Here is a 24023-nt window from a genome sequence, read left to right as displayed (position 1 = left end):
CATATAAGGAGGGAGAAGATTACAATGAAAATGGAAGCGCTTCCTGTTGTTGGTACGGATCATAACTTAAAAAACTACGAAGAGACGTATCATACGTTTGATTGGAAAGAAGTGGAGAGTCAGTTCTCATGGCATGAAACTGGAAAGGTTAACATGGCATATGAAGCAATTGATAAACATGCAGGCACACATCTAAAAAATAAAATTGCCCTGTATTATCAAGATGAGTTCAGAAAAGAAAAATACACGTTTAAAGAAATGATGGATTTATCGAATAAAGCCGGAAACGTACTGAAGGAATACGGTGATGTACAAAAGGGTGACCGCGTCTTTATTTTTATGCCTCGTACTCCAGAACTATATTTCACCCTTTTAGGTACATTGAAGCTTGGAGCCATTGTAGGTCCTTTGTTCGAAGCATTTATGGAGGGTGCAGTACGTGACCGATTACTAGATAGTGAAGCAAAAGTTCTTATAACCACGCCAGATCTTCTTTCACGCATCCCTGTTCAAGAATTACCTTCTCTTAAAACCATTTTTCTAGTCGGTGAAACAGTCGAGGAAAGTGAAAAAGCTGTAGCATTTCTCCCGTTACTTCAAGATGCGTCATCAAAACTTGAAATAGAATGGCTAAATCGCGAAGATGGTTTAATTCTACACTATACTTCAGGATCAACTGGAAAGCCAAAAGGTGTGCTTCACGTTCAAAATGCAATGCTGCAACATTATCAAACAGCAAAATGGGTGCTAGATTTAAAAGAAGACGATGTATATTGGTGTACCGCTGATCCGGGCTGGGTTACAGGTACATCATACGGTGTATTTGCACCTTGGTTAACAGGCACGTCCAATGTAATTGTGGGAGGACGCTTTAGCCCTGAGGGATGGTATCAAACGATACAAGAGTACGGCGTTACGGTCTGGTACAGTGCACCAACGGCTTTTCGTATGCTAATGGGTGCAGGGGAAGAGGTTATTAAAAAATTTGATCTTTCATCGCTTCGTCATGTTTTAAGTGTAGGAGAACCTTTAAACCCAGAAGTTGTTCGTTGGGGTATGAAAGTATTTCAGAAACGAATTCATGATACATGGTGGATGACAGAAACAGGTGCACAATTGATTTGTAACTATCCATGTATGGACATTCGTCCTGGTTCAATGGGAAAACCAATTCCAGGTGTTAAAGCAGCAATTGTAGATCATGAGGGGAATGAAGTTCCTCCGAATACGATGGGGAATCTTGCTATTCTAAAAGGGTGGCCAGCAATGATGAAGACCATCTGGAATAATCCTGCAAAATACGAATCTTATTTTATGCCGAAGGGCTGGTACGTGTCGGGAGATTCTGCCTATATGGATGAAGATGGCTATTTTTGGTTCCAAGGGCGTATTGATGATGTAATTATGACTGCTGGTGAACGTGTCGGTCCATTTGAAGTAGAAAGTAAAATCGTTGAGCATCCTGCAGTTGCTGAAGCTGGAGTAATTGGTATTCCAGATCCTGTTCGAGGTGAGATTATTAAAGCATATATTGCTCTTCGTGACGGATATACACCTTCAGATGAATTAAAAGAAGAGATTCGTCAGTTTGTGAAGAAAGGATTAGCTGCTCATGCTGCTCCTCGCCAAATTGAGTTTCGGGATAAACTTCCGAAAACCCGAAGCGGTAAGATTATGCGCCGTGTATTAAAAGCTTGGGAATTAAATCTTCCAACTGGAGATTTATCAACGTTAGAAGACTAAACTATAAACGTTATAGTGAACTTTTCTTACGTTGAGGCATCCGCTTAGTTCATAATAGCAGGGAAAAAAGCTTGAATATTTCAAGCTTTTTTTTCTTTACTTTAAAAAGAATCGGGATTGTTATGCATTTTTCGTAATTTTTTCTCTTATATTTGATAGAATGAGAGAAAGGAGGAAGATTGCTATGAGAAGTGATGACAAAGAATCATTAGTTGAAATCATGGAAAAGTATGAAAAAATTATGAAAAAAATGGCTATCAATCGTTCTGCTCCAGCAAAGCGTACGGAAATAAAAATTGAGGGAACGATTTATACGCATTTAACACCGGAAGAATTTTTACAAGTATTTTCTGAGTGGCTTGAGAAGGAACAACAAAGTTCTCGCTTTATTGGGGAAATTCGTGAAAAAGAATAAATGAAAAGATTTCCGCTTCCTGAAGGGGTCTTTTGTAATAAATAGTTATTCTTGTTAGACAGTACAGCTTTTCGTCTTAAGCTTCTATCGCTTGTACTCCTGATTTTGTTCTTCCTTACAAGCCCCATAGTCTTCCTATACTTGATTCAGTTCCAAATCCTAGATTTCATAGATATTGGTAGTGAGATTATTGATACGAAGTGCGTGGAAAGACTTTAGAATTATAGTTGGTGAGAATCAGTACATAATTTTTGTGGGTGATTTTAGTATCTGCTATCTAAAAAGACAAAAAAAACATCACTTGAAACAAGTGATGTTTTTTTGATAAAACAAAATAAATATTATTTTGTTTAGAACTAACGAGAATAGTATTCTACGATTAGAGATTCGTTAATTTCTGCAGGTAATTCAGAACGTTCAGGAAGACGAGTGAATGTACCAGTTAATGCATCAGCATTAAAGTCTAAGTATTCAGGTACGAAGTTGTTCACTTCAAGAGATTCTTTAATAACTGCAAGGTTTAGAGATTTTTCACGAACACTAATTGTTTGACCAGTCTTTACGCGATAAGATGGAATATCTAAGCGGCTGCCATCAACAAGAATGTGACCGTGGTTTACTAATTGACGAGCTGCACGACGAGTGCGAGCAAGACCTAAACGATAAACCAAGTTATCTAAACGAGTTTCAAGAAGAACCATGAAGTTTTCGCCGTGTTTACCGCCTAATTTACCAGCTGTATCAAATGTATTACGGAATTGACGTTCATTTACTCCGTACATGTGGCGAAGCTTTTGTTTTTCTTGAAGTTGAAGACCATATTCAGATAATTTTTTACGTTGGTTAGGACCGTGTTGTCCAGGTGCGTAAGGGCGTTTTTCTAATTCTTTTCCCGTTCCGTTAAGGGAAATTCCAAGACGGCGAGAAAGTTTCCAAGATGGACCAGTATAACGAGCCATGATGACTCCTCCTTGTGTTTTTATTTTTGTAAAATAAAAACAGACGTGAGCTGTTTTTTTATGTGTATTTTGTTTTCATGTATCCTCGCTCCAGCAGCAAGGAGTTACTCGATACACCTCATATCGGAGGAACAAAATGCAAACATAAACTCATTCTCAAAGGCTGCATATTTTACACAAAGGATATTATATCTTTTTATGATCATCCAGTCAAGAAGGGAGAATAAAAATAAAAAAAACAGCAAGACGTAGATAAAGTGCATAGTTGTTACATCGTAGTAACGAGAGCTTCTACAAATAATTCTAAATAGTGCCTATCAACTTCATTAAATCGATTTAGATTAGGGCTATCAATATCAAGTACACCAATCACTTCTCCAGCTTTGATCATCGGTACAACAATTTCAGAATTTGATGCGCTGTCGCAGGCTATATGACCTGGAAATTGATGAACATCACTAACAACGACTGTTTTCTTTGTTTTCGCAGCTGTGCCGCATACACCACGGCCTAGGGGAATTCGAATACAGGCAGGTAATCCTTGAAAGGGTCCAAGAACAAGTTCCTGTTCTTCCTTTATATAAAACCCAACCCAATTAATATGTTCGAGAAATTGATGTAATAAAGCTGAGGCATTTGCCATATTAGCGATGGCATTTTTTTCATCTTGAACGAGAGCTTTTAATTGATTAATCACCAGTTCATAATTTTGTCTACGATTCCCGCTGTATTTTTGTACTGAAAACATGAAATGGCCTCCTTGAATTGTAGAATGTAATATATCTTTGTCGATAGAAAATTAAAGGGAATTTAGTAAATTGTCAAGAAATTAGAAATTAAGAGCCGGCTTTTGCGAAAGGGTGAAGAGACGTGACATCCACCAAACAGAAAATTATTGATGCTGCGGTGTTTTTGTTCAATACACAAGGATTTGACGGAACGTCCGTTCGAGATATAGCAAAAAAAGCCGATGTGAATGCAGCTAATATTTCATATTATTTCTCAGGAAAGCAAGGATTACGTGAGTTTTTAGTTACTGATTTTCTGGAGAATTATACTCGCGTGTTAGAAGAGGGATTTGATTGCTTGTCTACGCTGTCACCGAAGGAAACGTTATTTACGATTGTAGATCATATCTTACAGTATCAATCTGAGCATCGCCATCTTTCGCGTTTCTTCTACAGAGAAATATCTCTTGATAGCATACTAATCCGTGAAATTATGACAACGTATTTTATTAGAGAAAAGTATTACTTTTATACGATTATCCAAAGTGGAATAGAGAATGGACAATTTCGAAAGCTTCCTTTTCCTATTTTTATGTCACAGCTTAAAGGAATGTTAAGTGTGCCTTATTTATATTCTCAATATGTTTCAGAAGTCCTGCATACCTTTCCGTCGGAAAACTATTTTGTTCAAAGCTATAGGAAAGAAGTAAGGGAATGGCTAAATCAAGCTGTTCAGGTTTGTGAAGGTATTCGATTGCAGGCAGTGCCGCCATTTTAAAAATGTACATGGAATATCTATAGTAATATAGAGTGGCTCATGACCTTATGGAGTTGCCTGGGCAACTCTTTTTTTGGGTATGGGGAAGTAGAAGAGAAAGACTGTAAAAATTTCTAAAAAATTAGGTTAAAAATAGTAGATTACATGGTATCATAAATACATTGACAATTAATTAATCAACATATTTGTATAGATTACGCCTTCCACAAGCGGAGCGAATAATAAACGGGAATGAGGAGGGTACGGAATGATGTCATTTTTGACGATTATCATCATCGTAGTGAGTATTGTGATTGCATTACTCATGATACAGCTTTTGATAAAGAATCGTTTATATAAGGAAATTGATCAATTGCAGTTATGGAAGAACGAAATTAAGAATAAACCGGTAGCTGATGAGTTGAAACGAGTAAAGGATTTAAACCTTACAGGTCAAACTGAGGAGCTATTCGAAAAGTGGCGAAATGAATGGGATGAGATGATTACAAATATCATTCCACAGGCTGAAAAAGAGTTGCAAGATGCTGAGGCCGGTACATCCCAGTTTTCATTCCGAAAAGTAAGGTATTCCATCCATCAAGCGGGTGTTTTTCTAGCAGAGGCTGAAAAAAGGATTGAAGACGTACTTACTGAACTGCAAGAATTAATGGAAAGCTATGAAAAAAATAACACAGAAATTGAACAGCATCGTAATACATATAGAGAATTGAAGAAGAATGTGCTTGCCTATCGACATACATTTACATTGGCAGAACGGAAATTAGAAGAACTACTAGATGAAGAACAAAAGAAGTTTCAATTGTTCCAAGAGGCAACAGATAAGGGAAATTATTTGGAGGCAAGGGATATTGTAAAGACAATAGAACAAGGAATTTCCTTCATGCAAGATTTGCTGCAACAAATCCCAACTTTGCAAACGGAGTGTCAGACGAATATGCCGACGCAGTTAGAGGATTTGCTTCAGGGTTATGAACAAATGAAAAAACAAGGATATGTTCTCAATCATCTAGAAATTCCAAAAGAAGTACGGGAATTACGAATTCAACTGCAGCATTGCCTTGATGATATTAAAGATGTGAACATTGAAGATGCAAAGCAGCATATTGAACTAATTAAAAGTAAAATAGATACACTGTATGATCAACTGGAAAATGAAGTAACGGCAAAATATTATGTTGAAAAAGATGTTGACTCCATGAATGAAACGTTAAACAATATTAAGATACAGTCACTTGAGACGAAGGAAGAAACACAGTTTGTAAAACAAAGCTATCAATTAAGTGATGAAGATGTAGAAGTACAAAAATATGTGGAAAAACAAGTGAATGTATTAACAAAACGCTTCGATACACTACAGCTTAAAATTGCAGATCAAGACATTGCATTTTCTGTTATTCGTGAAGAACTCCAAGATATTCGCAGACAAATGGACGAGCTGAAGGAACTTCATAGTCAATACAAAGATATGATTCAGTCGCTGCGAAAAGACGAATTTGAAGCACGTGAGAGTCTGCAGCAAATGCGTAAAACGTTGATTGAAACAAAACGAGTAATTCAAAAGTCAAATTTACCAGGGCTCCCAGAAGAAACGTTAGAAGGCTTAAAACGAGCTCAGGTTGCTGTTCAACGTGTATATGAGCAGTTGGAACAAAAACCATTAAATATGGGAGCAGTGAATGGTACGTTAGAAGAGGCAGAGACGCTCGTAACAAATACATATGAATTTACAAACGAAATGGTACATCAAGCTAATTTAGTGGAGAAATTAATACAATATGGAAACCGATATAGAAGTCAAAATGATGTAGTTTCCTCTAGTCTTTATGAGGCAGAAAAGCTATTTCGTCAGTATAAGTATAAAGCCTCCCTTGAACAGGCAGCAGCTATCTTAGAAAAAGTAGAACCGGGCGTAGTACAAAAAATTGAAGAATTTATGACTGAAGAATAAGTGAAATATTTAACTATGCAAAAGAATGATCGTAATGGAAGCGTAGCTTCTGTTGGATCATTCTTTTTTTTGGATTTTTACATATAATCGTTTATTTAGGAAATAATTTCAAACGTACAGAGATTCACTTATAGCATGGTCTTTAAATAAATGTATGATAATGCTTTAAAGAAAGGTATAAAATCGGTATAAATTACCATGAAAGTTGAAGTATGAAGGTATGTGTTTCTTCACATTCTATAGTCACAAGGAGGTGATAACACATGGCAAATACTAATAACCTAGTAGTACCAGGATCTGAACCAGCTTTAGATCAAATGAAGTACGAAATTGCTTCTGAATTTGGTGTTACCCTTGGACCTGACGCAACATCTCGTGCAAACGGTTCTGTAGGTGGAGAAATTACAAAGCGTCTTGTTTCAATGGCGCTTAGTGGATTTACAAAATAAATATATATGGATATGAGGACGGGACTTCTCCCCGTCCTCTTTTAGTTGGAAAATATATTTTTTGTCGTATATGGAAAAAAATGTCGAAATGTATGTGTAAATCGTCATAAATGATAGTAATTTGTCAGAAGAATTATTACCAAAAAATACAGAATATCCCTTATTATAAGGAGAGAAGACAAATTATATTCTCGTTCTTCATGAGAAGAAATAATTAAATTATGAAAGACAAATCTGACAGTCGAAAACAATAAAAAGGGGGAAGAGAAATGAACCGTGAACAATTAATAGCGCCTATGGAGTACAATCTTGTTGAGGAATTTGAGAAGCATGCCGAAAATAAGGATAAGCTTGCTTTAATTTGGAGAAATGAAGCAGGGGAAACGAAACAGGTTACATACGATGAGCTTATTCGTGGTGCAAACAAAATTGGAAACGCTTTATTAGATGAGGGCCTAAAGAAAGGTGATACTATTTTAATTATGGTACCGCGTCTTATTGAAGCGTATATGGTTTATATTGGGGCCCTTAAAGTTGGACTTGTTGTTATTCCAAGCTCTGAAATGCTACGAAAAAAGGATATTGAATATCGCATTTCTCATGGTGAGGTAAAAGCTATTGTCAGCTATGCTCCTTATGTTAATCAGTTTGATGGAATCGAAGCGATGAAAACGATACATACCTTCGTTGTCAGTGATACGCCGGTTGAGGGTTGGATTAATATTAATGAAAAATTACAAACCCAAAATGACCAATTACAAATGGCACCAACGAAGCGTGATGATATGGCATTTTTATCGTATACATCCGGAACATCAGGAAATCCGAAAGGTGTTGTGCATACACATGGTTGGGCCTATGCGCATTTAAGAACGGGTGCACCGCATTGGCTGGCAATTGAAGAAAATGATATCGTATGGGCGACTGCAAGCCCGGGATGGCAGAAGTGGATTTGGAGTCCATTCTTGGCAACCCTCGGATCAGGTGCAACTGGATTTGTTTATCATGGCAGATTTGAGCCGAAAACCTATTTGCAGATGTTAAGCGATTACAAGATTAATGTACTATGCTGTACACCTACTGAATATCGAATAATGGCGAAAGTAGAAAATTTAGAATCGTATCAGCTTTCAGCTCTCCATAGTGCTGTTTCAGCAGGTGAACCGTTAAATCGAAAAGTAATTGATACATTTCAGCATTATTTTGGGATTACTGTTCGCGATGGGTACGGTCAAACCGAAAATACATTACTCGTAGGTGTTTTGAAGGGAATGGAAATTAGACCTGGATCTATGGGCAAGCCGACACCGGGCAATAATGTAACGATTGTAGATGAAGATGGCATACCGGTAGGCGTTGATGAAGTAGGTGATATCGCAGTTCACGTGAGCACTCCAGCTCTTTTCAAACAATATTATAAGGATGCAGAGCGCACAGCTATGCAATTCCGAGGCGATTACTATATTACTGGGGATAAGGCAAAAAGAGATGAAGATGGCTACTTTTGGTTTGAAGGACGTGGCGACGATATTATTATTTCCTCTGGCTATACAATCGGTCCGTTTGAAGTGGAAGATGCTCTTGTAAAACATCCGTATGTAAGAGAGTGCGCAGTTGTAGCGAGTCCCGATGAAGTAAGAGGTCATGTCGTTAAAGCCTTCGTTGTCTTGCAAGAAAATGTTTCAGTAAACGAAGATTTAATTCTTTTGCTACAAAATCATGTGAAAGAACTGACGGCTCCTTATAAATATCCAAGAAAAATTGAATTCGTTGATGAGCTTCCGAAAACAACATCGGGAAAAATTCGCCGAGTTGAGCTTCGTAAGCGTGAAGTAGAATTAGCAGCAGACTGATTCAAAAATCAACAAATACACAAGCTAAACCTTATATTGTTAATACAGGCAGAGCTGGTGCAAAAGGGAATGGTTTTCTTCCTTTTGCACCAGCTCCTTTTCTTTTTTATAATTGAAAAAAAGAGGAGGATGAATGGTGGGAGAATTGTGGTATGGGGGAACAATTTACACAATGCGGGCAGAGCATGAAACAGTAGAAGCCATTTACGTTGAAAAAGGCATAATTGTTGATGTAGGAACAAAAGAAAGATTGTGTGCAGTCAATAACGTTGATACGTTTTATCATATTAGAGGAAATACGATGTTTCCTGGTTTTGTTGACAGTCATATCCATCTCATTGGGCATGGAGAACGTATATTACGACTTGATTTAACGGAATGTACATCCTATGGTGAGATGTTATCTCTCGTACAAAAGCGAGTAAATGAAACTCCGGACGGCGATTGGATTATTGGAGAGGGGTGGAATGAAAATGAATTTTACGATACGAAAACAGTCCATGTACATGATTTAGACGCTATATCAGGTAAGCACCCGATCCTATTAAAACGAGTATGCCGGCATGCAATGCTTGTTAATTCTGTCGTATTGAAAAAAGCAGGAATTACAAGAGAGACAAAAGACCCAAAGGGAGGACGAATTGTCAAGGATGTGCATGGATTAACAGGAGTCTTGCACGATCATGCACAGCAATATGTATATGACATTCTTCCTAAACCTAGTAAGCAATATGTAAGGAAAGTACTTGGCTTAGCGATTAAGGATTGCTATGAAAAAGGACTTGTAGGTTGTCATACAGAAGACCTGCATTATTATGATGGATTTGCAAATACATATGAAGCATATCAGCACTGCATTCGGCAAACACCATTTAAGGTAAACTTACTTGTCCATTATGCAGAAATGGAACATTTGCCACTGTACCATGATGATCACTACATTGAATTTGGAGCTATTAAAATATTTGCAGATGGTTCTTTAGGAGGACGAACAGCGCTGTTAAGTGAGCCTTATTCTGATATGCTAACTACACAAGGAATAGCAGTAGTCGAAAGAGCTGAGTTAGCAAACCTTGTGCAAAAGGCACGGCAAATGCGTCGACCAGTAGCTGTTCATGCAATTGGCGATTTAGCTTTTGAAAACGTGTTGGATGTGATAGAAGCGTATCCACCGCAGCCTGGTCAACGCGATCGAATCATTCATTGTCAGGTATTACGTAATGACCTCATAAAGCGTGCTAAATACTTATCAGTTGTATTAGACATTCAGCCGATTTTCGTACGTTCTGATTTTCCATCTGTGAAGAAAAAGCTTGGTCTCCGTCGATTACGCTATTCGTATGCTTGGAAAACCTTGTTGAAGGAAGGACTTGCTTGTGCAGGAGGATCGGATGCGCCGATTTCAGATATAAGTCCTATCGCTGGTATGTATGCAGCAATATCCCATGCGGATTCTTGCGGAATATGTCATCAACCACAAGAAAGGTTATCTCCATTTGAGGCAATCTCCTTATACACAACAGGAAGTGCAAAGGCGATACATAAAGAACACAAAAGAGGAATGATAGGAGTAGGTTATGAAGCTGATTTTACAATCGTTGATCGTGACATGATGCGCATTTCTTTGCATGAAATTGAAAATACAAAGGTTATGATGACCGTTATTGACGGTAGGATTGTATTTAGGAATTAGAGGATAGGCTTGTAACGTTTATTTCTTGCGGTATCAGTCAATAATGGGGACGGAGTGAAAGGATGAGCGAAAGATGAATTGGTTTATAATCGTTCCTGTTATTATAGTTGCACTTTTATTCGTTCTTTTCATTACGACTGTTACCATAAAACTAATGGCATGTTACACAGAAGAAGGGCAACACTGTTTCATTCAAGTTCGAATTTTGTTTATTCGTTATACATTTGATGTATTAGCATTCGTAGAAAAACACCAGACAAAAGAAAATAAAGAACCTGAATCGGTGACCAAGGATGAAGAAACAAAAGAGAAGTATTTTTCCCTTATTGAGAAAATCTCACAGCTGATAAAAAGCATGACTGATATCCATACTATAAGCAAAGGCTTTTTACGTAAAGTCAAAGTGAAGCAATTTCTATGGCGTTCACATATTGGTACTGGAGATGCAGCGAATACAGGAATAATTACGGGCTTTGTTTGGCAGGTCAAGGGACTGATACTAGGGATTCTTAGCAACTATACGAATGTAATAACGTTGCCTAAATTAGAAGTAATTCCGGTATATGATGGAATTGTAACTACTTCAGAGTTAGAATGTATGGTTTCTTTTCGTATAGGACAAATGCTCTTTTTCGCTTTCAGCCTATTTCGGCATATCCACAAACATCGCTCCATTTTTTATCAGACTGAGGTAAGGGGGTAATGTAGTGCATCCGATTCAAGGAATCATGACAACTGCAATGGAAAATATAAAGCAAATGGTTAACGTGAATACAATGATTAGTGATCCAATCCACTCACCTGATGGAAATATAATTTTAACGGTTTCAAAGGTAAGTTATGGTTTTGCAGCTGGTGGAAGTGAGTTTGGCAACGTAGAAGAAGGCAGCGATTATCCTTTTGGCGGGGGGAGTGGCGGTGGTGTTTCGCTATCCCCAATCGCATTCCTAATTATAACAAAAACAGGAATAAAGCTGTTGCATCTTGATGAACAGACTCATTTACTTGACAAAGTAATAGATGCTACGCCGCAGGCTGTTGAAAAAATAAAACAGCTATTTCAGAAGAATGAAGAGCAGCCAACTGATAGCGAAGAAATCGTCTAAGAATAGAATTTTTCGTTAATGAGGATGAAGGGCAACCTTCGTCCTTTTATAATTTTTAAAAATGAAAGCTGTTTTATTTGCATTCTTTTTTTATTATCTCTATCATTTATAGTGTACATATTTAGTTATAAGGAGGATGTTGAGATGGCAGCAGTTACATTCAAGGGGAATCCAATGACAATGCTTGGTACTGAAGTAAAGGTTGGTGAGAAAGCACCTAACTTTACAGTTTTAGCAAATGATTTGTCTCCTGTTACATTAGATTCTTATAAGGGTGCAGTAAAATTAATTAGTGTTGTTCCTTCTGTTGATACAGGTGTATGCGATGCACAAACACGTCGTTTCAATGAAGAAGCTTCTAAGCTTGGCAATGTTAAAGTATTAACTATTAGCAATGACCTTCCATTTGCACAAAAACGTTGGTGTGCAGCTAGTGGCTTAGAAAATGTTGTAACACTTTCAGATCATCGCGATCTATCATTTGGCGAAGCATACGGAGTTGTAATGAAAGAACTTCGCTTATTAGCTCGTGCTGTATTTGTTGTAGATAGCGAAGATAAAGTAACTTACGTAGAATATGTAAGTGAAGGTACTTCTCATCCTAATTACGAAGCTGCGATTGCAGCAGCAAAAGCTGCAAAATAATCGTATCGTAAAAAAAGAACGTCCTCTTCTACTAGGGGACGTTCTTTTTTTTGTAGATATAAACGATAAGGCCCCATCTGTAGCTATTCTGTTGTAGGTTTCCATGTAGTATAATAGAACTTATGTGTACGAAGTACAGGGAGGTTTACGAAATGAGTACAGCTGTAGAAGAACTTTTTTCCATCTTTGATACATCATCCATTCTGTTACGGAAGGAATTAGATGTTACGTATTTGGAAGCGTTAATCGAAACAGGAGATAATCTATTTGAAGGTGCCATTCTACAGAATGGACTACACACTTCTACAAGTGAACGTTTACAAAAAGTATATGATACATTTCAAAACTATAAGAGTGAAGATATTCGTAAGGCATTCCAGCTTTGCTTGTTAAAAGGAATGAAAGAAGGAATTCAAGCTAATCATGAGATGACACCTGATGCGGTAGGTATTTTCTTAAGTTATTTGTTTTCAAAGTTTTTGGAGGGCAAGAAGCAAATCTCGATTTTAGATCCAGCTGCAGGAACTGCTAATCTGCTTACAACGATTTTTAATACAATGGAAAAGGAAACAACGGTAAACGGATATGCCGTAGAAATTGATGATATATTAGTCCGTCTTGCCTATGTTAACGCAAATCTACAAAGACACCATATGGAGTTTTTTCATCAGGATGGATTAGCTCCGCTTTATATTGATCCTGTTGATGCGGTTGTATGTGACATGCCTGTTGGATATTATCCAAATGAAGAAAGCGCAAAGAAATTTTCATTACGGGCAGAAAGCGGTATGTCGTTTTCTCACCATTTATTTATAGAGCAGGGCATGAAGTATGCAAAAGAAGGAGGATACTTGTTCTTCCTTATACCTAATGCTTTATTTGAAAGTGAGCAAGCAAAGAAATTACACACATTTTTACAGGAAACCTGTTATGTCCAAGGTGTATTGCAATTGCCTGTATCGATGTTTGCGAATGAAAAGCATGCCAAAAGCATATTTATACTTCAAAAGAAGGGTGCTAGTATACAGCCGCCAAAGCAAGCAATGCTAGTGGAACTTCCTAAGTTTACAAACCGACATGCAATGGAAAATATTATGGCGCAAATTACCCGGTGGTTTCAAGATAATAAACAAGCAAAATAATCTACATAAAAGGTGAAACTGAAAATTTATGAAGTTTCACCTTTTTTTTATAGTTTCACAAGTTTAACACATGTGTACATTTTGTTTTTATTTTCGCTTTTTGATTGAAATACAGCTACTCCAATGGTTAAATTTTAGTATAGTTTCTTTTTTTTTGTATTAACTTGTAGGCATTGAAGAGAAGGGATGAAACGTGCATGGCAAAAATTATTGCAATTAATTCAGGAAGTTCTTCCTTAAAGTTTCAGCTATTTGATATGCCAAGTGAGAATGTAATCACAAAAGGAATCATCGAACGAATTGGCATGAATGATGGCATCTTTAAAATAACCATAAATGGAAATGAAACGACAAAGGTTATTGATATAGCGAATCACGGTGAGGCAGTACAAGTACTAGTGGATGCGTTAAAAAGCTCTGGCATTATTCAGTCATTAGATGAAATTAGTGGAATAGGTCATCGTGTCGTGCATGGTGGTGAAATATTTCATGATTCGGCTGTCGTAAATGATGAAGTACTACATAATATTGAAGAACTGGCTGAATTGGCACCTTTACACAATTATGCTAATTTGACAGGTATCATTGAATTTCAACAAGTATTACCGAATGTTCCTGCTGTTGCTGTTTTTGATACAGCCTTTCATCAAACGATGAAGAAGGAAGCGTATTTATATAGCTTACCTTATGAGTATTATGAAAAATATCATGTTCGTAAATACGGTTTTCATGGTATTTCACATAAATATGTCACGCAACAGGCTGCTGCGTTTTTACATAAGCCACTTAAAAGCTTACGACTTATCTCCTGTCACGTAGGAAGTGGGGTAAGTATTGCAGCGGTAGAGGAAGGTAAGTCTATTAATACATCTATGGGCTTTACACCACTTGCAGGAGTCCCTATGGGAACTCGTTCTGGCAATATTGATCCTGCCTTAATACCTTATATAATGAAGAAAACGCATCAATCCGTTGAAGAAGTGGTAGAGGTTTTAAATAAGAAAAGCGGTCTTCTTGGAATATCCGGTATTTCAAGTGATTTACGTGATATTATTGAGGCTGAAAAAGCGGGCAACCTTCGTGCAAAATATGCAATTGATATTTTTGTGAATCGAATACATCAATATATAGGTTCTTATGCAGCACGGATGAAAGGTATGGATGCTATTATTTTTACCGCGGGAATTGGCGAAAACAGTTCCATGGTTCGGGAGCGAATTCTTGAAGGGCTTGAATTTATGGGGGTTTACTGCGATCCAAAACGAAATCAACATGTAGAGGGGGAGGAAGCTTATATTTCATTCCTGCATTCTCCTGTAAAAGTACTTGTAATTCCTACAAATGAAGAAGTGATGATTGCACGTGATGTGATGCGTTTAACGAACGTATAAGCCGTGAAATAGGCATAGACGAAAAAAAGAAGAGATCACCCTCTTCTTTTTTTGTGCTCTTTTCCTATGGTATAATATAGAAAAAAGTCTTCATAATAAGGGGTGGGGTTTTGTGGAGCTTTCGTCGCGTGAACAGAAAATTTGGAATGAAATTAGGCATTGGGAGAACCAGCTAGCTGAACAGGAAGTAACAGACTTTCAATTTGCATTTGATAAATGGCTAGATCGTTCCTTCTCTCAGCTTTCTAATAAACAACAAAATGAATATTTCGCTAAGATAGATGGATGGCTTTTCCATTTGCATGCATTTATTCAAAGCTCGCAATCACAGCTAGATGCGCGAAATCGAATTCTTTCAAGCGCTCGCCTCTTTGATGAAACGGTAGAACAAATAGAGGATTTACGGAAACTCTCCATTGACCAGCTTATATATATTGCAGAACATCAAATCGCACGGCATCGCTTGTATTCCTTTGTGCAGGGCAGTGCAACTGGAGTAGGAGGATTCTTATTTTTAGCGGCTGATTTTCCGTTAATGATTGCAATTAATTTGAAAGCTGTACAAGTTATCGCGACTACGTATGGATACAATGTGAATAGACCTTATGAAATGATGTTGGCACTGAAAGTATTTCATGCATCTATCTTGCCAATACGTATGCAGCATTCTGCACTGCATGATCTTCTACAGGAAGCGAAACGTTCCGATGATCCCTTTTTCTATGATGGTGCTGATGAAGTTATTGATAGTGGTTCTTTATTAGTCTTGCTAAAGCAAAGTGTGAAAATGTTTATTATCCATTCTGTACGTCGTAAACTTATACAAGGAATTCCGATGATTGGAATAGCGGTCGGCTCAGTGGTGAATTATCGATTAACTAGAAATGTAACGGAATTTACGCATCGTTTTTATCAGATGCGCTACTTGTTAGAAAAACAGGTATAAGTATACAAATACTTCTTACAACGATTAAAAAAGCTACCAAGTAAGATTACAAAGCTGTAATCTACTTGGTAGCTTTTTTAACTTGTGACATTCATGTACAAATAAACGATCTTTAAGTATGTTTCACATTATACATGTGCTTTACTAGAAGAAATATTTTGGTTAACTCGATACCATAGCCACAGGTCATTAATCATAGAAGCAAGTTCTGCGATATCGCTGTTTAATAGGCAAGATATCTTGAAGTCTTCTTCGTTATCAAGCTGATTTTGCTTTTTACGAATGGTATTTTCTAAAGTTGCGATTTGATCAGGTATTCTTCCCCTAATCATTTCCCATTTCAGCAATATGCTTTGCTGTGTATACACAGAAATCTCGTCCCAATCTTCATCGATGTAAGGTGTTTCGATTCCTAGCCTTTCATTAAATATGAAATAATGTTCCATGATTTCTCCCCCTTGCTTCTTTTATTCTATACGATGTTAGGGAAAACTTCGAAGGAATTGTTTAAATTTCTCAAAAATAATTGTTGCATCTTAAGTAGAAAGTTGTTAAAGTATGATTATGAATTAAAATTACATTTAATGAATATTTATTCTTTATATAGAGGGGGATTTTTAATGGGAAATAAGAAAGTCGTGTTAGCATACTCTGGGGGTTTGGATACCTCTGTTGCAATTAAATGGTTACAAGAAAAAAATTATGATGTAATTGCATGTTGTCTTGATTTAGGTGAAGGAAAAGATTTAGCCTTTGTACAGGAGAAAGCTCTTTCTGTCGGAGCAATTAAATCTTTTGTTTTAGATGTACAAGAGGAATTTGCAAATGATTATGCACTTATCTCCTTGCAAGCTCACACATTGTATGAAGGAACATACCCGCTAGTTTCTGCCCTATCCCGTCCGTTAATTTCAAAAAAATTAGTTGAAATCGCTGAACAAGAAGGAGCAGATGCAGTAGCACACGGTTGTACAGGAAAAGGAAACGACCAAGTACGTTTTGAAGTTTCTATTACAGCATTAAATCCTAATTTAGAAGTTATCGCTCCAGTACGTGAATGGAAATGGTCTCGTGAAGAAGAAATCGAATATGCAAAACAAAACAATGTGCCTATTCCAATTAATTTAGACAGCCCATTCTCTATCGACCAAAATTTATGGGGACGAGCAAATGAATGTGGAATTCTAGAAGATCCGTGGGCAGCTCCACCTGAAGATGCATATGAAATGACATTGGCATTGGAGGATACTCCAAATAAACCAGAAATTATAGAAATTGGGTTTGAAGCGGGTATACCAGTATCCTTAAATGGTACTTCATACACGGTAGCAGAAATGATTAAAGAGTTAAATACCATTGCTGGAAAACATGGTGTAGGACGTATTGATCATGTAGAAAATCGTCTCGTAGGTATTAAATCACGTGAAGTTTACGAATGTCCTGGGGCAATGACTCTTATAACAGCACATAAGGAACTTGAAGATTTAACACTTGTGAAAGAAGTGGCTCATTTCAAACCAGTTATTGAAAAACAGATGACAGAACTTATTTACAATGGATTATGGTTCTCTCCGCTACGTACAGCTCTTGAAGCATTCTTAAAGGAAACGCAAAAGAATGTAACGGGTACGGTTCGCGTGAAACTCTTTAAAGGCCATGCTATTGTAGAAGGACGTAAATCCGAATATTCTCTTTACGATAAAAAATTAGCAACTTATACGAAGGAAGATCAATTTGATCATAATGCAGCACTTGGATTTATTACACTATATGGCTTACCTACGAAATTATACAGCCAAGTGAACCAAAAGAAGGTGGAAGCGTGAAAAAGCTTTGGGGCGGACGCTTCACCGAGGCTGCAGAAGCATGGGTCGATGAGTTCGGTGCATCCATTTCCTTCGACAAAGCGCTTGTGCTAGAGGATCTCGAAGGAAGTATCGCTCATGTGACTATGCTTGGAAAATGCGGCATTCTTCCTCATGAGGACGTTGCAAAAATTAAAGAAGGTCTGCAGGAGCTTCTTGAAGAAGCAAAGCAGAATAAGCTCACGTTTACGGTTGAAAATGAGGATATTCATTTAAACTTAGAAAAAATGCTCATTGAAAAAGTAGGCGAAGTTGGTGGAAAGCTGCACACAGCTCGAAGCCGGAATGATCAAGTTGCTACGGATATGCATTTGTATTTACGTAAAGAAGTGAAACAAACAATAAATCAAATTGCAATGTTTCAGCAAGTACTCGTAGATAAAGCTGAAAAGCATGTAGAAACCATTATGCCAGGTTACACGCATCTGCAACGTGCGCAACCAGTTTCTTTTGCCCATCATTTACTAGCATACTTTTGGATGCTAGAACGGGATAAGGAGCGATTTAAGGATTCGCTAAAACGGATTAATTTATCACCTCTTGGTGCAGGTGCACTTGCTGGAACTACCTTCCCAATTGATCGTTCCTATAGTGCTTCACTGCTTGAGTTTGATGGCATTTATGAAAATAGTATGGATGCGGTAAGTGATCGTGATTTTATTTTAGAGTTTTTAAGTCACTCCTCTATTCTAATGATGCATTTATCTCGTTTTTGTGAAGAATTAATATTATGGAGCAGCCAAGAATTTCAATTCATTGAAATGAGTGATAAGTACTCAACAGGCAGCAGTATTATGCCGCAAAAGAAAAATCCAGATATGGCGGAATTGATTCGCGGAAAATCAGGCCGTGTATATGGAAATCTTTTTGGCTTACTTACAATCATGAAAGGTCTTCCTCTTGCTTATAATAAAGACTTACAAGAGGATAAAGAAGGTATGTTTGATACGATAAAAACGATTCAAACAAGTCTTCATGTTATGGCAGGTATGATTGAAACGATGCAGGTAAAAGAAGACCATATGAAACAAGCGGTTCAAAAGGACTTTTCGAATGCTACTGAAATTGCTGATTATTTAGCAGCAAAAGGATTGCCATTTCGACAAGCTCATGAAATTGTCGGTCGTCTTGTCTTACTATGTATAAAGCAAGGTGTTTATTTAGCTGATCTACCACTTGAAACGTATCAAACGATTAGTCCATTGTTTGAAGCTGATTTATATGAAGTGCTTTCTCCATTTGCGGCCGTGAAGCGCCGGAATAGCGAAGGGGGAACAGGGTTTGCACAAGTAGAAGCAGCCTTGCAAAAAGCGAAGATAATCTTAAAGTAAAATACAAAAAGACCTGACAATATGTCAGGTCTTTTTGCTTTATATTCTGATATAAAAAGCGGAACGGCTAGGGCGGTCCCGCTTTTTGTCGTGCTCTAGATTCACTGCTTACAGTTAGATTTCGCCTACTTCGTCTTCTGCTCGTACGACAAGGACATCACACGCTGCGTAACGAATAATATGTTCAGATACACTACCGATTAAGAAGCGTTCTACTGCGTTTAATCCTGTTGCACCACAAATGATTAGGTCTGCTTGCGTGTTTGGTGCAATTTCTTTAGAAATTTTTGATTTTGGATTTCCGAATTCAAGAACGGTTTCTACTGTTTGAACTCCTGCTTCAACCGCGATTTTTTCGTATTCTTCGAGCAAATCTTCAGCAAATACATTTGCTCGTTCTGCGATAGCGCGACTATAAGCTTCAACTGCAGAATATGCTTTAACATCAACGACATGAGTTATAATCAATTTAGCGTTATTGCGCTTTGTAACTTGAATTGCCTTTTTGAATGCTTTTTCTGCTTCTTTTGAACCATCAACTGCAACTAAAATATTTTTGTATTGTGTTGACATGAAGGAGTCCCCCTTAATTGACAAAGAAATAACTTTCCATACCATTATTATACAACTAAACTGGTTTAATGTATTAACAGAAATGTTACAGAATTCAAAAAAATTTTTTAGGCATCTAATTTGTAATTTTCATTACAAATTGTTACATATGATGTATATGAATACAAGGAGGGGCTTTAGTTGAGACATGCGCTCATTACAGCCGGTTCAAAGGGATTGGGTAGAAAGGTTACAGAAGAGTTTTTAAAACAGGGATATTCTGTCACCGTTACATATCGAAGTGATGAAGTGGCAGTAGCTTCATTGCGAGAAGAATTTGCAGATATACAAGACCGAATGCTTATTATACGAGCTAACGTTCTGAATAAAGAAGATTTATATCATGTGGTTAACGTAACCATGCAGCGTTTTGGCAGAATTGACTGCTTAATTAATAATGCGGGTCCTTATATTTTTGAAAGAAAGCGACTTGTTGATTATAGCGACGATGAATGGCATTCGATGATTGATGGAAATTTACACTCCGTTTTTTACTTATTGAAGCAAATAATTCCCATTATGCGTAAGCAACGATTTGGACGCATTATCAACTATGGGTTTCAAGGTGCTGAGAGTGCCCCTGGATGGGTTTATCGTTCAGCCTTTGCAGCAGCTAAGGTTGGAATCGTCTCATTAACAAAAACCATTGCCTATGAAGAAGCTGAATACGGAATTACTTCTAACATGGTGTGTCCGGGAGATATCATTGGGGAAATGAAAGAAGCCACGATTGAGGAGTCAAGAAAACAAAAGGATGGTAGGACGCCTGTTGGTCGCTCTGGAACGGGAGAGGATATTGCACGCGCCATTCTGTTTTTATGTGATGATCATTCGGATATGATAACAGGAACTTGTATGGAGGTTACAGGCGGAATTGATGTCATTCATCGCCATAGACAAAAATAAGTGTGTGAGAAACAGATGTCCAAAGAATCTAAGTGTTACAATTTCTAACAATACTAATCGGATGCAATATTGTTTGGTAATACTACGAGTGGTAGAAAAGTATGAACTACTTGGAGGAGGACAATGATGCGTATCGGCGTTCCGAAGGAAGTTAAAAATAATGAAAATCGTGTTGCGGTAACACCAGGTGGAGTACTACATATTGTTCACAGCGGGCATGAAGTATATATAGAAACGAATGCAGGAATTGGGTCAGGTTTTATAGATGATGAATACATGAAAGCAGGGGCGACCATTGTAGATTCAGCTGCAAAAGCTTGGAATATGGAAATGGTTATGAAAGTTAAAGAACCTGTTCCAAGTGAATATAAGTATTTTAAAAAAGACTTAATTTTATTTACGTATCTTCATTTAGCACCAGAACCTGAGCTTACAAAAGCACTTCTTACAAAAAAAGTAATTAGTATTGCCTATGAAACTGTACAGATCGAAAACAGAACGCTTCCTCTTCTAACACCAATGAGCGAAGTAGCGGGACGCATGTCAGCACAAATAGGAGCCAGATTCCTTGAAAAGCAAGAAGGTGGAAAAGGAATTTTATTAGGAGGGGTACCAGGCGTTAGACGTGGGAAGGTTACAATCGTTGGAGGCGGCGTTGCTGGAACGAATGCAGCAAAGATTGCAGTAGGATTAGGAGCAGATGTAACGATGATCGACGTGAATCCTAATCGTTTACGTCAGTTAGATGATCTATTTGGTCATCAGATTAAAACGTTGATGTCAAATCCTTATAACATTGCACATGCTGTAAAGGAATCCGATCTTGTCATTGGTGCTGTTCTTATTCCAGGTGCAAAGGCGCCGAAGCTTGTAACGGAAGAAATGATTAAGTCGATGGAGGAAGGCTCGGTAGTGATTGACATTGCAATTGATCAAGGAGGCATTTTTGAAACGACAGATCGTATTACAACGCATAATGAGCCAACCTATGTGAAGCATGGGGTTGTGCATTATGCAGTTGCTAATATGCCGGGTGCAGTTCCTCGTACATCTACAATTGCATTAACGAATGTTACGGTACCTTATGCACTAGAAATTGCAAATAAAGGATTTAAAAAGGCCATTTTAGAAAATAATGCTCTCTTGAAAGGGCTGAATACCTTGAATGGATATGTAACGTTTCAGGCTGTAGCGGATGCACATGGAATCCCCTATTTCCCTGCAGCACAAGTATTAGAAAAAATGCCGTCTTTGTCTTAAAGGGTAAGAAGATAGAGGTTACATAAAAACAAGAGGGTGCCTTATGTAAGACACCCTCTCGCCTGTGGTACAAAGCTTATGTTATTTGATAATTTGTAGTTCTTTTGGATAGTGGGTTAGTACTTCTACACCAGAATCTGTAATATATACATCATCTTCAATACGAACACCGGCAACGTTTGGTACGTAAATACCTGGCTCAATTGTAAAGACCATGCCTTTACGTAGTGCATTTCTATTTACATCTGTTAAAGATGGATACTCGTGAATGCTAATTCCTAATCCGTGACCAAGACGATGAGGGAAATAGTCTCCATAGCCAGCCTTTTCGATGAAGGAGCGTGCCGTTTTATCGACATCTGCAATCATTGTCCCTGGTTTACAAATATTGATAGCTTGTTTGTTCGCTGAAAGCACGGTGTCATAGATTTTTTGTTGCTGCTCGGATATATCTCCAAATGCAACGGTCCGTGTAATATCGGAGCAATAGCCATCAATCACAACGCCAAGATCGAATAAAACAAAATCTCCGCGCTTGATGCGATTGTCCCCAGGTTCACCGTGCGGTAGTGCGGTATTAGCACCAGTTAGTACCATGGTACTAAAGGACATTTTTGAAATCCCACGCTTCTTTACTTCGTATTCAATTACGCTTAAGATTTCCATTTCTGATTTACCTTCAGCAATTTGACTAACACCAAGTTCTACAGCATAGTCGGCCATTTGGGCAGCTTGTCTAAGAATAGCAAGTTCCTTGTCATCTTTTACTAAGCGTAACTCTTGCATCTTTTCCTCGGCAGCCGTAAAGGAAGCGTCTGGAAATAGGGAACGTAAGCTTTCATATCGAGTAACATTTACATGTTCTTTCTCAATTGCTAATGTATGAACATGAATTCCCCGAGCTTGTATGGAATGTGATACTTTTTCCCAAGGATTGTCTGTATCGCTAAAGCTAACAATTTCATCCTTCCATCCAGCAGCTCTTGCTTTATCTTCTTCCATTTTTGGACAGATAAGAATCGGTTCTTTTTCTTGGAATACGAATAAACCGAGCAATCTCTCATTCGGTTCACAATAAAAACCGCTTAAATAAAATACATTAGATGTAGACGAAATAAAGGCAGCTTCTACATCGTTTGTTTGAAGCCAGTTCATTAGGTTGTTTAAACGTTGTTGCATATGTGGTCCCTCCAATCAGTATACTGTATAACTGTACATCGTTTTTGATATAAATGACAAGGTTCCTACTTCAAAAAAAGAGATAAGATGTATGCAAGTAAGACAAACTGTACAAGAGGAGGGATGAAATGTTTATTTCCTATCATGGTCATTCTGTAGTAAAGATACAAACGAAAACAACTACTGTTTTTATTGATCCGTTTCTTACAGGAAACCCGAATACGGATTTGAAAGCTAGTGAGGTAAAGGTAGATGTTATTTTATTAACTCATGGGCATGATGATCATGTGGGTGATACGGTGGACCTCGCAAAAAAGAATAATGCACTAGTAGTAGCACCTTTTGAGCTAGCGACATTTTTAAAGTGGCAAGGTATTCGCACCCATGCCATGCACATTGGCGGCTCTCACGAATTTGAATTTGGTACCGTTAGATTTACACAAGCTTTCCATGGTTCAAGTTATATTGATGAGGAAACAAAAACGATTGTGTATACAGGGATGCCAGCAGGCGTTATGTTTACGGCGGAAGGTAAAACAGTTTATCATGCGGGTGATACAGCATTATTTTCTGATATGAAGCTGATTGGCACTCGCCATTCGATTGATATTGCATTTTTACCAATCGGAGATAACTTTACCATGGGGCCAGAGGATGCCTTATTAGCTGCTGAATGGGTAAGAGCAAAAATGGTTGTTCCGATTCATTACAATACGTTTGCTCTTATTAAACAAGATGGTTACGACTTTGTTTCTAAGCTAAAGAATAACAATGGAAAAGTATTGAAGCCGGGTGAAATCATGCAATTATAAAACATACTAAGATTAGTAGCACAGACCATGGCCATGGTCTGTGCTACTATTTTTTTATAGTAGAAGTGAAGAATAGATCGTGCCAGCCCCGGAACCTTGAGTTCGTAATAAAAAAACTGGTCTACTTGGCACGGGTAGGAAATACTTTTGTCAACGGATTGGATCGTGAGGTTTTCCTCGAAGCGTACAAAGGTGGAGACCGTCCGGCCTATCATCCCCGAATGATGACAATAATTTTTTACATAATCATTACTAATTCCTA

Annotated in this window: 23 protein-coding genes; 18 read left to right on the top strand and 5 right to left on the bottom strand. The window is 37.7% G+C overall.

Annotated features, from left to right (window positions below; genetic code table 11):
• Positions 1-24 precede the first annotated feature (24 nt).
• Both acsA and ACM5BR_RS10175 read left to right on the top strand, forming a co-directional pair.
• Positions 25-1743, top strand: coding sequence for an acetate--CoA ligase (gene acsA, locus ACM5BR_RS10180; RefSeq protein WP_416827725.1), 1719 nt, complete (start codon positions 25-27; stop codon positions 1741-1743).
• Positions 1744-1927: 184 nt separating this feature from the next.
• A complete protein-coding gene (locus ACM5BR_RS10175) occupies positions 1928-2158 on the top strand; it encodes a hypothetical protein (protein ID WP_416827724.1) in 231 nt (76 codons plus the stop codon).
• Positions 2159-2514: 356 nt separating this feature from the next.
• Here the strand turns inward: ACM5BR_RS10175 and rpsD are convergent, their stop codons facing one another.
• Together rpsD and ACM5BR_RS10165 are read right to left on the bottom strand one after the other, a co-directional pair.
• Positions 2515-3117, bottom strand: a complete 603-nt coding sequence (gene rpsD, locus ACM5BR_RS10170) for a 30S ribosomal protein S4 (RefSeq protein WP_416827723.1) — start codon at positions 3115-3117, stop codon at positions 2515-2517.
• A 268-nt stretch (positions 3118-3385) separates the two neighbouring features.
• Positions 3386-3865 carry a GAF domain-containing protein gene (locus ACM5BR_RS10165; protein ID WP_416827722.1) on the bottom strand — a complete coding sequence of 160 codons (480 nt, stop codon included), beginning with the start codon at positions 3863-3865 and terminating at the stop codon, positions 3386-3388.
• Between the two features lie 122 nt (positions 3866-3987).
• On the opposite strand from ACM5BR_RS10165, the gene refZ reads away from it, so the two are divergent.
• The 11 genes from refZ (at position 3988) to ACM5BR_RS10110 (ending at position 15796) form a co-directional block, all read left to right on the top strand.
• Positions 3988-4623, top strand: coding sequence for a forespore capture DNA-binding protein RefZ (refZ, locus tag ACM5BR_RS10160; protein WP_416827721.1), 636 nt, complete (start codon positions 3988-3990; stop codon positions 4621-4623).
• A gap of 247 nt (positions 4624-4870) precedes the next feature.
• Positions 4871-6571 carry a septation ring formation regulator EzrA gene (ezrA, locus tag ACM5BR_RS10155; RefSeq protein ID WP_416827720.1) on the top strand — a complete coding sequence of 567 codons (1701 nt, stop codon included), beginning with the start codon at positions 4871-4873 and terminating at the stop codon, positions 6569-6571.
• A gap of 263 nt (positions 6572-6834) precedes the next feature.
• On the top strand, positions 6835-7020 hold the full coding sequence (locus tag ACM5BR_RS10150) for a small, acid-soluble spore protein, alpha/beta type (RefSeq protein ID WP_416827719.1): 186 nt from the start codon (positions 6835-6837) through the stop codon (positions 7018-7020).
• 269 nt (positions 7021-7289) lie between these two features.
• On the top strand, positions 7290-8873 hold the full coding sequence (gene mbcS, locus ACM5BR_RS10145) for an acyl-CoA synthetase MbcS (protein WP_416827718.1): 1584 nt from the start codon (positions 7290-7292) through the stop codon (positions 8871-8873).
• 136 nt (positions 8874-9009) lie between these two features.
• Positions 9010-10566, top strand: a complete 1557-nt coding sequence (locus tag ACM5BR_RS10140) for an amidohydrolase (RefSeq protein ID WP_416827717.1) — start codon at positions 9010-9012, stop codon at positions 10564-10566.
• A 73-nt stretch (positions 10567-10639) separates the two neighbouring features.
• Entirely contained in the window at positions 10640-11269 is a 630-nt protein-coding gene (locus ACM5BR_RS10135) for a DUF2953 domain-containing protein (RefSeq protein ID WP_416827716.1), read from the top strand.
• A 4-nt stretch (positions 11270-11273) separates the two neighbouring features.
• A complete protein-coding gene (gene ytfJ, locus ACM5BR_RS10130) occupies positions 11274-11672 on the top strand; it encodes a GerW family sporulation protein (protein WP_416827715.1) in 399 nt (132 codons plus the stop codon).
• A gap of 144 nt (positions 11673-11816) precedes the next feature.
• The gene (gene tpx, locus ACM5BR_RS10125) at positions 11817-12317 is read left to right on the top strand and encodes a thiol peroxidase (RefSeq protein ID WP_416827714.1); all 501 of its coding nucleotides are present in this window, start codon (positions 11817-11819) and stop codon (positions 12315-12317) included.
• Between the two features lie 152 nt (positions 12318-12469).
• Positions 12470-13459, top strand: a complete 990-nt coding sequence (locus tag ACM5BR_RS10120; protein ID WP_416827713.1) for a class I SAM-dependent methyltransferase — start codon at positions 12470-12472, stop codon at positions 13457-13459.
• Between the two features lie 197 nt (positions 13460-13656).
• Complete coding sequence (locus ACM5BR_RS10115) at positions 13657-14850, top strand: acetate kinase (RefSeq protein WP_416827712.1); 1194 nt, start codon at positions 13657-13659, stop codon at positions 14848-14850.
• 112 nt (positions 14851-14962) lie between these two features.
• The gene (locus ACM5BR_RS10110) at positions 14963-15796 is read left to right on the top strand and encodes an EcsC family protein (RefSeq protein WP_416827711.1); all 834 of its coding nucleotides are present in this window, start codon (positions 14963-14965) and stop codon (positions 15794-15796) included.
• A gap of 128 nt (positions 15797-15924) precedes the next feature.
• Here the strand turns inward: ACM5BR_RS10110 and ACM5BR_RS10105 are convergent, their stop codons facing one another.
• Complete coding sequence (locus tag ACM5BR_RS10105) at positions 15925-16242, bottom strand: radical SAM protein (RefSeq protein ID WP_416827710.1); 318 nt, start codon at positions 16240-16242, stop codon at positions 15925-15927.
• A gap of 174 nt (positions 16243-16416) precedes the next feature.
• Here ACM5BR_RS10105 and ACM5BR_RS10100 point away from each other — a divergent pair, with 174 nt between their 5' ends.
• Positions 16417-17622: an argininosuccinate synthase gene (locus tag ACM5BR_RS10100; RefSeq protein WP_416827709.1), complete on the top strand. Its 1206-nt coding sequence runs from the start codon at positions 16417-16419 to the stop codon at positions 17620-17622.
• A complete protein-coding gene (gene argH, locus ACM5BR_RS10095; RefSeq protein WP_416827708.1) occupies positions 17619-18992 on the top strand; it encodes an argininosuccinate lyase in 1374 nt (457 codons plus the stop codon). The genes ACM5BR_RS10100 and argH overlap by 4 nt, the downstream gene beginning before the upstream one ends.
• A gap of 114 nt (positions 18993-19106) precedes the next feature.
• Here argH and ACM5BR_RS10090 read toward each other — a convergent pair whose 3' ends face one another.
• Positions 19107-19565: a universal stress protein gene (locus ACM5BR_RS10090; RefSeq protein WP_416827707.1), complete on the bottom strand. Its 459-nt coding sequence runs from the start codon at positions 19563-19565 to the stop codon at positions 19107-19109.
• Between the two features lie 180 nt (positions 19566-19745).
• Here ACM5BR_RS10090 and ACM5BR_RS10085 point away from each other — a divergent pair, with 180 nt between their 5' ends.
• Positions 19746-20510: an SDR family oxidoreductase gene (locus ACM5BR_RS10085; RefSeq protein WP_416827706.1), complete on the top strand. Its 765-nt coding sequence runs from the start codon at positions 19746-19748 to the stop codon at positions 20508-20510.
• Positions 20511-20636: 126 nt separating this feature from the next.
• Positions 20637-21770, top strand: coding sequence for an alanine dehydrogenase (gene ald / locus ACM5BR_RS10080; protein WP_416827705.1), 1134 nt, complete (start codon positions 20637-20639; stop codon positions 21768-21770).
• A gap of 81 nt (positions 21771-21851) precedes the next feature.
• Here the strand turns inward: ald and ACM5BR_RS10075 are convergent, their stop codons facing one another.
• Positions 21852-22949, bottom strand: a complete 1098-nt coding sequence (locus ACM5BR_RS10075) for a M24 family metallopeptidase (RefSeq protein WP_416827704.1) — start codon at positions 22947-22949, stop codon at positions 21852-21854.
• 128 nt (positions 22950-23077) lie between these two features.
• Between ACM5BR_RS10075 and ACM5BR_RS10070 the strand changes: the two genes are divergently transcribed.
• Positions 23078-23761: a metal-dependent hydrolase gene (locus ACM5BR_RS10070; RefSeq protein WP_416827703.1), complete on the top strand. Its 684-nt coding sequence runs from the start codon at positions 23078-23080 to the stop codon at positions 23759-23761.
• The last annotated feature ends 262 nt before the right edge of the window (positions 23762-24023 follow it).

Source organism: Ectobacillus polymachus (assembly GCF_048159605.1).
In the GTDB taxonomy this organism is placed as follows: Bacteria; Bacillota; Bacilli; order Bacillales; family Bacillaceae_G; genus Ectobacillus; species Ectobacillus polymachus.
Note: the sequence above shows the minus strand (reverse complement) of the source record. Positions and strands in the feature narration are given on the sequence as shown.

Excerpts from the sequence above, each read along its gene's own strand:
- tpx (WP_416827714.1), top strand. The coding sequence starts at position 11,817 with ATGGCAGCAGTTACATTCAAGGGGAATCCAATGACAATGCTTGGTACT.
- ezrA (WP_416827720.1), top strand. The coding sequence starts at position 4,871 with ATGATGTCATTTTTGACGATTATCATCATCGTAGTGAGTATTGTGATT.
- ACM5BR_RS10120 (WP_416827713.1), top strand. The coding sequence starts at position 12,470 with ATGAGTACAGCTGTAGAAGAACTTTTTTCCATCTTTGATACATCATCC.
- ACM5BR_RS10090 (WP_416827707.1), bottom strand. The coding sequence starts at position 19,565 with ATGTCAACACAATACAAAAATATTTTAGTTGCAGTTGATGGTTCAAAA.
- ACM5BR_RS10135 (WP_416827716.1), top strand. The coding sequence starts at position 10,640 with ATGAATTGGTTTATAATCGTTCCTGTTATTATAGTTGCACTTTTATTC.
- rpsD (WP_416827723.1), bottom strand. The coding sequence starts at position 3,117 with ATGGCTCGTTATACTGGTCCATCTTGGAAACTTTCTCGCCGTCTTGGA.
- ACM5BR_RS10115 (WP_416827712.1), top strand. The coding sequence starts at position 13,657 with ATGGCAAAAATTATTGCAATTAATTCAGGAAGTTCTTCCTTAAAGTTT.
- ACM5BR_RS10150 (WP_416827719.1), top strand. The coding sequence starts at position 6,835 with ATGGCAAATACTAATAACCTAGTAGTACCAGGATCTGAACCAGCTTTA.
- ACM5BR_RS10070 (WP_416827703.1), top strand. The coding sequence starts at position 23,078 with ATGTTTATTTCCTATCATGGTCATTCTGTAGTAAAGATACAAACGAAA.
- mbcS (WP_416827718.1), top strand. The coding sequence starts at position 7,290 with ATGAACCGTGAACAATTAATAGCGCCTATGGAGTACAATCTTGTTGAG.
- ACM5BR_RS10165 (WP_416827722.1), bottom strand. The coding sequence starts at position 3,865 with ATGTTTTCAGTACAAAAATACAGCGGGAATCGTAGACAAAATTATGAA.
- ald (WP_416827705.1), top strand. The coding sequence starts at position 20,637 with ATGCGTATCGGCGTTCCGAAGGAAGTTAAAAATAATGAAAATCGTGTT.
- acsA (WP_416827725.1), top strand. The coding sequence starts at position 25 with ATGAAAATGGAAGCGCTTCCTGTTGTTGGTACGGATCATAACTTAAAA.
- ACM5BR_RS10075 (WP_416827704.1), bottom strand. The coding sequence starts at position 22,949 with ATGCAACAACGTTTAAACAACCTAATGAACTGGCTTCAAACAAACGAT.
- ACM5BR_RS10100 (WP_416827709.1), top strand. The coding sequence starts at position 16,417 with ATGGGAAATAAGAAAGTCGTGTTAGCATACTCTGGGGGTTTGGATACC.
- ACM5BR_RS10175 (WP_416827724.1), top strand. The coding sequence starts at position 1,928 with ATGAGAAGTGATGACAAAGAATCATTAGTTGAAATCATGGAAAAGTAT.
- ACM5BR_RS10105 (WP_416827710.1), bottom strand. The coding sequence starts at position 16,242 with ATGGAACATTATTTCATATTTAATGAAAGGCTAGGAATCGAAACACCT.